Source organism: Armatimonadota bacterium (assembly GCA_017993055.1).
GTDB lineage: Bacteria > Armatimonadota > UBA5829 > DTJY01 > DTJY01 > JAGONM01.
The window spans coordinates 1-9,533 of the sequence record JAGONM010000063.1; the positions used below are offsets into that span (position 1 = coordinate 1).

At 64.6% G+C, this 9,533-nt stretch carries 6 protein-coding genes; all 6 read right to left on the reverse strand.

The window, feature by feature from the left end; all coding sequences use genetic code 11:
• Positions 1-36 precede the first annotated feature (36 nt).
• Entirely contained in the window at positions 37-1,056 is a 1,020-nt protein-coding gene (locus tag KBC96_15005; protein MBP6965701.1) for a Gfo/Idh/MocA family oxidoreductase, read from the reverse strand.
• A 45-nt stretch (positions 1,057-1,101) separates the two neighbouring features.
• Positions 1,102-3,291 carry a DNA helicase PcrA gene (pcrA, locus tag KBC96_15010; protein MBP6965702.1) on the reverse strand — a complete coding sequence of 730 codons (2,190 nt, stop codon included), beginning with the start codon at positions 3,289-3,291 and terminating at the stop codon, positions 1,102-1,104.
• 132 nt (positions 3,292-3,423) lie between these two features.
• A complete protein-coding gene (locus KBC96_15015; GenBank protein MBP6965703.1) occupies positions 3,424-4,449 on the reverse strand; it encodes a hypothetical protein in 1,026 nt (341 codons plus the stop codon).
• Between the two features lie 133 nt (positions 4,450-4,582).
• Positions 4,583-6,754 (reverse strand): hypothetical protein, encoded by a 2,172-nt coding sequence (locus tag KBC96_15020; GenBank protein ID MBP6965704.1) that lies wholly within the window; start codon positions 6,752-6,754, stop codon positions 4,583-4,585.
• Entirely contained in the window at positions 6,744-8,777 is a 2,034-nt protein-coding gene (locus KBC96_15025) for a hypothetical protein (protein ID MBP6965705.1), read from the reverse strand. The genes KBC96_15020 and KBC96_15025 overlap by 11 nt, the downstream gene beginning before the upstream one ends.
• Positions 8,778-9,064: 287 nt before the next feature.
• Positions 9,065-9,533, reverse strand: a 469-nt coding sequence (locus KBC96_15030) for a slipin family protein (protein ID MBP6965706.1), incomplete at its 5' end; no start/stop codon positions are given.

The following is a 9,533-nucleotide window of genomic DNA, read 5'->3' on the forward strand; positions in this document are numbered from 1 at the left end:
GAGGCGGATTCCGCGTACTCCCCGGGTAGCGGGAGATCAGGGAATACCGACCGGCAGCCCGGTGCGGACCGACTCCTCGATCGCTTCGATGACCCGCGTCACGACCAGGCCGTCTTCGCCGGTGACGCGGGGCTCAGTATCGGCGAGCACACAGTCCACGAAGTGCCGGATGCTATCCGCCGCGAAGCCCTTCTGCTCCCCGTAGATCGCCGGCAGGACGAGGAAATCGGGGTACTCCGCTGAGGTCTGCGTGTACTTCTCCACCGTGCGGTTGTGGCTCGTGTCGAGGTTCAGCATGCCCTTGCTGCCGACGATCTGGCACTTGAGGTCAATGATGTTCGGCATCGAGTTCGGCAGGATCCAGGAGTTCTCGATCACGGCGGTCGCGCCGGATGCGAATTCGAGCGTGATCTGGTAGAAGTCCGGCGTATCAATCCCCATCCCCTTCAGGACGCGCGACCGGGCGACGGCGTAGACCCGCGTGACCTCTTCGCCGAGCAGCCAGCGGACGGTGTCGATCGAGTGCGTGCCGATGAACCACGCGACGGTAGACTTCGCGGCCCACGGGAGCATCTCGGTCGGGACGAAGATTCGGTCGCTGAGCCGGTAGTAGACGTGCTGCGGCTCGCCGATCTCTCCCTTGCGGATCGCCTCCCACGCCTTGTAGAACGGCGGACTCCAGCGGTTGTGGAAGTCAACCATCAGCTTGACGCCGGATGCCTTCGCGGCCTCGATGATCTTCCGGCAGTCCTCGGTGGTAGTGGCGAGCGGCTTCTCGACCAGGATGTGCTTCCCGGCCTCGGCGGCGGCGACTGCGATCTCGGCGTGTGCGAAGTCGGGCGTGGTGATCGAGACTGCCGCGACCGACTCATCGGCCAGAAGGGTGTCATAGTCGGTGTAGTGGGCGGTCTTGAACTTCACTCCGGCCGACTCGGCGCGTGCGTGGTTCATATCAGCCACGCCCGCGAGGGTGATCCGCTCGTCCTCCGAGTAGACCCGAGCGTGCAACTCGCCCCACGTCCCGACGCCGATGACTCCGAAACCGAGCGTTTTCATAGTGACCTCCTTGTCTGACACGTCTGACTGGTCAGACCGGTCTGACTACAGCTCAACCTTCTCGAGCGGCGCGAAGGAGAGCATCAGCTTCTTGATGCCGACGTCCTCGAACGCGACCGACACCTGATAGTCGGTCCCCGCCGCCTGGGCGCCGACCACGATCCCTGCGCCGAAGACGTTGTGCTTCACCCTGTCGCCGGCCTTGAACGGGCATTTCGCCGCCGGACGCGGAGCCGCCTCCTTCGGCCGGAACGCCGCGCCGGTCGTGACCCCTGGAACCGCTGCCGTCGGGCGGGACGGCTGCTCGATCTTCTTCCGCCCGAACAGCTCGAGCGGAATGTCGCGGAGGAAGCGGGACGGCACGCTGCGCTCCCTCATGCCGTACATCGTCCGGCAGTACGCGTGGCAGAGGAACAGCTCGTCCTCCGCGCGGGTCATGCCGACGTAGCATAGCCGACGCTCCTCCTCCAGGCCGTCCCGGTCCTGAATCGAGCGGCTGTGCGGGAACAGCCCGTCCTCCATGCCGACCATGAAGACGACGGGGAACTCGAGCCCCTTCGCCGCGTGGAGCGTCATCAGCGTGATCGCCTCCTGGCCCTCCTCGAGGCTGTCTATGTCCGTCACCAGCGCGACCTGCTCGAGGAACGACCGGAGCGTGACGTCCTCGCTCGTGTTCTCGAACTCCTCGACGACGGAGAAGAGCTCCTTGACGTTCTCCACTCGCGAGTCGGCCTCCCGCGTCCCGGCCTTCTGCAGGTCGGTCAGGAAGCCTGTGTTCTCGACGATCTCCTTCAGCAGCTTGCCGACGGGATACTCCTCCCGCTTCTCGTGCAGGAAGTCGAGCAGGGCGGAAAGCTCCTTGATCGCGCGCTTCGGCTTCGGCTGAATCTCGATCTCTTCCACCCGCCTCAGCGCTTCGACGAGCGTCGTTCCCTCATCCTGCGCGAACGACTCGATCTTCGCGAGCGTCGCCGGGCCGATCGAGCGGACCGGGACGTTGATGATCCGCTTCAGGCTCACGCTGTCCATCGGGTTGTAGACGAGCCGCAAGTAGGCCATCAGGTCCTTGATCTCTTTGCGCTCGTAGAACCGCACGCCGCCGATGATCCGGTACGGCACGCGGTAGTTCATCAGCGCCTCTTCGAAGAGCCTCGACTGGGCGTTCATGCGGTAGAGCACCACGAAGTCGCCGTAGTCGCACTCGCCCGAGCGGACCCTCTCCCGAATCTGCGACACCACCTTCGCCGCCTCGTCGTGCTCGTCCACGGCCTCGATGCGCGTAAGGAGCGCGCCTCCGTCGCGGTCGGTCCAGAGCTGCTTCTCGGCGCGGCGCTCGTTCCGCGAGATCACATGGTAGGCGGCGTCGAGGATGTTCCGCGATGAGCGGTAGTTCTGCTCGAGCTTGACGACCTTGGCGTCTTTGTAGTGCTTCTGGAACGAGAGAATCAGCTCGACGTCTGCTCCACGCCACGAATAAATGGACTGATCATCGTCACCAACGACACATATATTTCTATAATATCCAGCCAGGAAGCGCACCAGCTCGAACTGCGACTGGTTGATGTCCTGGTACTCGTCAACCAGCACGTGCTCGAACTTTGTCTGGTATAGCTCGCGGACGTCCGGGCACTGGTCGAGCAGGCGGACGGCGTGGAAGATCAGGTCGTCGAAGTCGAGCGCCCGGTTCGCCTTCAGTTTCTCCTGGTAGAGCGGGTAGACGCGCGCGACGATCGGATCGAACCTGTGCGCGAATGCCGATGCGTAGTCCTCCGGCAGGACCATCTGCTCCTTCGCGTGGCTGATCTTGTAGAGGATCGTCTTCGGAGGGTACATCTTCTCGTCAATGTTCAGCTCTTCGAGGCACTCGCGAACCACCGTGCTCTGGTCGCTCTCGTCGTAGATGACGAAGTCGCGGTGGATGCCGATCTTCTCGCCGCTGATACGAAGGAGGCGGGCGGACATCGCGTGGAATGTGCCGACCCACATGTCGCTGAGCGCCTGCGAGCCGACCAGGCTCTCAATGCGCTCCTTCATCTCGCGCGCGGCCTTGTTCGTGAACGTGACGGCGAGGATGTTTCGCGGGTGGACGCCGTGTTCGCGGATGAGATAGGCGATCCGATGGGTGAGTGCGCGGGTCTTGCCGCTTCCGGCTCCGGCGAAGATGAGGAGCGGGCCTTCGAGATGTTCGACCGCTTCGCGCTGGGCGGGGTTGAGGGAATCGAGTATGTTCGTCATGTCGTTGGCTCATTATAAGCCATGACGGGGGGTCGAGGGAAGGAGTCGAGAAACCCGGCACGTCAACATGGACTTGATTCAGGGCCTGCCGCCGCCGGGGTGGATGATGCGTCCCATGGGCCAACCTCAGGATCAGGTTGGCGTGGGCCTCCCGGTTGCCGCGTCGAAAAGCGCGACCGTGTTCTCCGGCGGGACATCGGGCTTGATGTGGTGGTCCGGCCCGCAGATGTACCCGCCGCCCGCGCCGAGAATCTCGATGCAGCGCCTGACCTCTTCCCGAATCTCGTCCGGCTTGGCGAACGGCAGATGCTGGGTGTTCACTCCTCCAAAGAAACAGAGGTGCCCGCCGTACTCGCGCTTCAGTTCCGACGCGGTCATCGGCAGCGCATGAAGCTGCACCGTCTCCCACACATCCATCCCTATCTCGACCAGATCGGGCAGAACCGACGTGATGTCGCCGCAGGAGTGGAACCAGATCAGCTTGCCCGACCGCTTGCCGATCTCGAAGAGCCCGGCGTACCTGGGCTTGAGAAACCTGCGCCATTGCTCGGGCGAGATCATCAGTCCGCGCTGGGTCGCGAAGTCGTCGGCCAGGCAGAGGATCGGCATCGAGTCGCCGCACGCCGTGATCAGCCGCCGGCAGTACTCCGCCAGGTACTCGTAGACCCGCTCGATGACCGCCTCGAAGAGCACCGGTTCGAGCGACATGTTGGCCATCGCCTCTTCCATGCCGAAGAGGTCGAGCGCCCGGCAGAAGATCGGGTTCCAGTAGGGTCCACGCATCGCGTAGGAGTCCCCGAGCGATCTTGCTGCTTCACCGGCCCCCGCATAGTCGTAGTCGGCAGGATCGGGCCACCGGTAGCGCTCGATCTCGGCGGCGGATGTCGTGCCGGCGAGTGGATAGCATCCCCGATCAACCGAATAGTCGCAGCGCCAGGATGTCCCCCACTCGGTGATGCATTCCCCGGGCGGCATCTCGCCGGTGTACCCGGCGGCGACGATTCGCCCGTCTATCCCGAGCCGGTCGAGAACTGCCTCCTGGGCGATGCCGAGGTGCTCCGCCAGTTCCGGGATCGTCTCGATGCATATCGCATCCACGGGGACCCGGTCAGTCGTCTCATGCCGTATCGCGGCCAGGGTGCGCTCTCGGTGAGTCATCTCAGCGTGTCCTCTGTGCCGGGCCGGGCGAACCATTGGCGAATAGGCTCGACAACTCGGTGCTTTCCGGTGGGCCAGTGCTTCGCCCCTACACGTCAGGTTGTCCTCAGTGTACTTCGTGTCTCCGTGGTTACTACTCCCGGCTGCCCTTCCAAGGTGTGCCGGTCCACGGGGCGCCGTCGTTCTGCTTCATCTGCGCGCGGACGACATCCCACTTCTCGATGATCCGGCTGCAGGACGTCATATCCCACATCGAGACGCCCTTCTGACGCAGCCCGAGCACTACCGCTGTCCAGGCCTGAGCCCATCCTGCCTCGACGCTCCACGCGCCCCAGCCGACGTCGCCCGAACTCGCCCAGTAGTCCCACTGCCGGTGATCGAACGCGCGGAACCACGTGCCGTCGAGGTACGGGTACTTCTCAGATCGGACCTGTATGCGGCAGAGGAACTCCGCGAGCTTATCCTCCGCCGCCTTCAACCTCGAGTTGCCGGTCGCGGCGTATGCCTCGTGCAGGCCGAGGAGCGCGAACCCGGTCGTGTAGAGTTGATCGGTCACCGGGTCGCCGTTCTGCTGGATGAGCGGGGTCTCGCCCGTGCCGTATTCCTCGTTCGACATGGCGATCTGGAAGCCGGTCAGTATGCCGCCCCGCCGCTCGTCAATCGCGCCGGACGGCTGCTGGAACGAGATGATCGAATCTGCAATCCGATCGAGCCACTCGCGGTGCTCGGGCGTGTCCTCGAGCCTGACGAGCCACGACAGGCAGATGAGCATCCTGGCGCGTTCCATGCTGTCGTTCCAGCGCCAGCCGTCGGGGAAAGCGTCCATCGTCATGCGGACGGCGGTCTTGGTGCGCTCGATGAACGGCTTGTAGCCGGTCTGCCGGTATGCCCAGAGGTTGCACGTCCAGAGGGACGACTCGTGGTGGGGCGAGTAGTTGACCCGGTCCGTGTCGTGGAAGTGTCTCCATCCCACCGCCTCGATAGGCGGCATATCAATCCGGTCGCCCCGGAATCCCTGCGGGCCGGTAGTTCGGAGATTGGCGAGAAGCGCCCTGAGGAGCGGCTCATCCCACTTGTTCTCGTCGAGACATGCTGACGCAAGCATGGTGCCGAGCATGACGCGGCCGTCGTCGTCGCTGTAGCTGGCAACTTCCCACGCGCGGGAGATGTTCCCCCAGGCGATCAGGCCGTAGGCGGGGTGCTTCGGATTGCCTCTCGCGCCGCCGCACATGCCCGAGGTGAAGTAAACATAATCCAGCAGGTTCGAGGCGGTCTTCCAGCTCCTCTTGTCACCGTTGAGCATCGCGTCCAGCGCCAGTACCGCTGCGGTCTCCGCATGGCAGTCGGACCGGATCGGAAGGCGTTGGACCTGCGAGCCGTCGTGCCTGATGGCGGCCGAGTACCCCTCCAGGATGCCGAGCGACCCGTCACCGACGGGGGCATCCGCGCCCGGCTCCTCGATGTCCTCGATGTTCCGGGCGAGAAGATCGTGGACCTCAGCCTCGCGTGACGGGTGGATCAGCAGGCGCGAGCGGAACACCCAGTCGGCCGCCGTGTCGAACGCCTTCCGCTCGAAGTCCTTCGGAAGCTTGCCGTCCCGGCCGTACGCCGGACGAACAGTCGGCGTCCATTCGATCTTCGGATGACCGCCGGGGTCGAGCACCGCCAGGATGCGCTCCCAGATGATCCTCCATGCGTAGGTCGGCGCGTACCTGCCGGTCACGAAGCCGCTAAGCTTGGTTGTGGCGATGAGGAGGTTGCGGTCCGGGACCTCGAACAGCAGGGGAGATGCGTTGTCCGGCAGTCCGAAGATGGCGGTGTCGAATCCGGCAACCTTCGCCGCCACGAGGAGCGGGTTCTCGGCCTTCACGGGCACGTAGTGGCAATCATGCACGGCCACTATGTGGAGCTTCGGCAACGCCTCGCCGAATGCATCGGAAGAGACCACCGCCCGCTCCCAGACCGTGCGCTGAGGCGCGCCGACCTCGATCCCCGGCAGCGAGGCCGGATACTCGATGTAGAGGCGCAGGTTCTTCTCCCGCGCGCGGTCGAACACCTCAAGCGCAATGGTCGCCGCAGTATGGGGATACCCGTCCGCCAGGATAAGGACTGCCGAGCCGTCTCTCGCGTACTCCACGGCCTCTGATGGTGTATCGTATCGCAGGTAGTTGCCGGACCTCGACAGGACGGTGTACAGGTCGTTATCCCGCGCGCAGCAGAATGTCAGGTTCAAGCTCTTTCCCTCCGCATTTCCCATCAGCGCCAGCGCCGCAAGAAGGCCGACGAACAACTGCCTACCGTTCATCGTTCACTTCCCACTCTCGGCCGTGCCGAACCCCGCTGTGCACCCGACCGTCCGCCGTGCGCATCCCGCCGAAGCGAACCTCCTGCCAGGCATCCGGGCACGCCGCGCCGATCTGAGTCTCACCCCAGTAGTCCGAGACGAGAGCGTCGTTCAGCGCCTGGAGATAGAGACCGTGGCTCGTGACGTAGTACGAGGCTCCGAGCGCGCCTGAGGTCTCGAAGATCTGTATCCAGCCCGGGTCCACATACCGCCCGGGGAGCGACTGCCCGAGTTCATGGAGCAGGCCGTCCGCATCGCCCATGTGCGACGCTGCCAGCCAGTACGCCGCAAGCGTCCAGCCGTAATAGGTGCTCTCCCGCACACCCGCGCACAAATCGTACCGACGCTCGTATGCCCGAAGGACGTGCTCGTCGGGCTTGCCCGTGGGTAGGAAGATCAGGGGGTTGAGCTGGACCGGGTGCTTCTCCCTGCCGATCTGCTCCGTGCCGAGCAGGCCCTCGCACGTCACCAGCAGGCCGGTCTTCTGGTCGAGCAGCCTGCCGAATGCCAGCCCGTCCGCCAGTATCTTGCGCCACCGGTCGGAGTCCTGATCCTGCTCCCCGAAGTCCTCGGACATCCTCAGCGCCGTCTGGAGGGTGTACCGGGCGCTCCACAGCGCGCAGAGATAGTTCTTCGCATCCTTGCCGCCCATCTCGTCCTGTCCGAACGACGGGACGACGTGCATGCCCCAAGTGCCGTCGTCCTCGGGCCGGAGCACGGAGCCGAAGAATCGAGCCGATTCCCGCACGATCGGCCACGCGACCTCCTCGGTCCACTGCCGGTCATTGATGTGGAGCGACGCCTCCCGGGCCATCCGCGCGGGGTATCCGGCGTTGTGGATCTCGAACTGGCACCAGTTCGGCGTGCCGTCCTGGAGAAGCTTCGAGTCCGGGCCGATGGGGTACTCCCACGCCCACATCGTGCCCTCGGCATTGTAGATGCGCCTGGTGTAGTCGCGCATGGTCTCGAGGTCGTTGCGATACGACTCGACCCACGAGCGGGCGATGTCCAGGTGTCCGAGGCGCAGGAGCGCCGGGTGCAGGTACGAGAGGTCCTGCGGGAACCCGAACGGCCAGCCGTTTCCCGCCCAGCCCATCGGCGGCGCGGGAGGCCGAACGTCAGGCGCGTAACTCGACAGCACGTAGAACAGCGACCGCGCCCACAGCGCCTGGTACTCCGGCACCGGGACGTGGATGAACCCGTCTCCCCATCGCCGGTGCCATGCCTGGACCGCCTCCGCCGCAAACTCCTCGGGAGCGCCGACGGCCTTCATGTCCCGGCACAACTCGTCGCGCCGCCCGAGGCCCGCCGTCCCGACGACCAGAAGGTGTCTACCGGTCTCGCCCCGGAATCGGACCGCGAGTCCCTCGGCGACCGGCTCCAGCTGAACGGTGCCGTCGGTCGTGATCGCCCGCAGGCCGGCGACGCTGTCGGCCGTCCCGATGGTGATTCGTCCGAGCCACCACCCGGATGCAGAGTCGAGTTCGAGGCCTCTCGCCTCCCCGGTGAGATGCTGATCGTAGTGCGTGTGGGCGTCGAGTTCAGGAGCGATCAGCAGGCCCGGCATGCGGCCCTCGAAGCGGACGTCGAACGCGAGCAGGTCCCGGCGCCCGGGATGGAAGTATGAGGCTATCGAGAGACGGAGGTCCGGCCAGGACATCTCGGTGGTCAGCCGGCCGTCGTAGAGGTCGAGTTTCTGCCGGTAGTGATCCGGCTCGGGCGGAAGCTCACCCTCCCAGGCGATCTTGAGAACCGGCAGCCAGTAGTCGAGGCCCCATGCGCCGCGGTGCCAGTGATCGGCGTGCATCAGCCTGGTCTGGCTCAGGCTCACGAGATGCTCGCCGCGAATGCCGTTGTTCATCAGGCCGTAAGCGTCGAAACACGCGCCGGCCCGGCCGCTGCCCATGAAGAGGTTGAGGTGGCGCCGCATATCCCGCGGCCACCGATTTCGCACGATATCGCCCGAGCGGACCGTTTCTCGCATGGTGTTTCCTCCGGAGACCCTTGAGGCGAGGATAGCGCACGGGGAACAGGGGTGTCAAGGCAAAGCAAAAGGGACGCCGGCACGGCAACAGTTGTGGATTGCCGGCGTCCCTCGAAATGGTCCAGGCCCGCCTCTTCAACGACCTTCTTAGAGGTCCGCTTGCTGCGTTATCCTGGAGTTACCTTTCATTATGGCAGCAACCGGTTTCAGTCACAGGTGGATTTCGAAAAACCGGTAAGACTACCGAGTTCCGCGTTCGACTGAACAGATGCTGACGGCCTACTCCGTCACTTCTCCGCCTTCTCCTGCATGCCCTTGATGAACGGTGTGAACAGGTCAATAGGCACCGGGAAAATCGTCGTGCTGTTGTGCTCGGTCGCCACCTGCGCGAGCGTCTGCAGGAATCGAAGCTGGATCGCCGCCGGGTCCTTGCTGAGAACGAGTGCCGCCTCCGCCAACCTTGCTGAGGCCTGGTACTCGCCTTCCGCGTTGATGACCTTTGCTCGCCGTTCCCTCTCAGCCTCGGCCTGGCCCGCCATCGCCCGCTTCATCGTCTCCGGCAGGATCACGTCGCGGACCTCGACGTTCGTGACCTTCACGCCCCAAGGCTCGGTCTGCTCGTCAATAACGGTCTGCAGCTTCTCGTTGACCTTGTCGCGCTCGGAGAGCAGTTCGTCGAGCATGTGCTGGCCGACCGTGCTCCGCAGGGTGGTCTGGGCGATCAGCGCGGTCGCCTTCACGTAGTTCTCGATCTTC

Coding starts and splice junctions, on each gene's coding strand:
- KBC96_15005 (MBP6965701.1), bottom strand. CDS start 1,056: ATGAAAACGCTCGGTTTCGGAGTCATCGGCGTCGGGACGTGGGGCGAG.
- pcrA (MBP6965702.1), bottom strand. CDS start 3,291: ATGACGAACATACTCGATTCCCTCAACCCCGCCCAGCGCGAAGCGGTC.
- KBC96_15015 (MBP6965703.1), bottom strand. CDS start 4,449: ATGACTCACCGAGAGCGCACCCTGGCCGCGATACGGCATGAGACGACT.
- KBC96_15020 (MBP6965704.1), bottom strand. CDS start 6,754: ATGAACGGTAGGCAGTTGTTCGTCGGCCTTCTTGCGGCGCTGGCGCTG.
- KBC96_15025 (MBP6965705.1), bottom strand. CDS start 8,777: ATGCGAGAAACGGTCCGCTCGGGCGATATCGTGCGAAATCGGTGGCCG.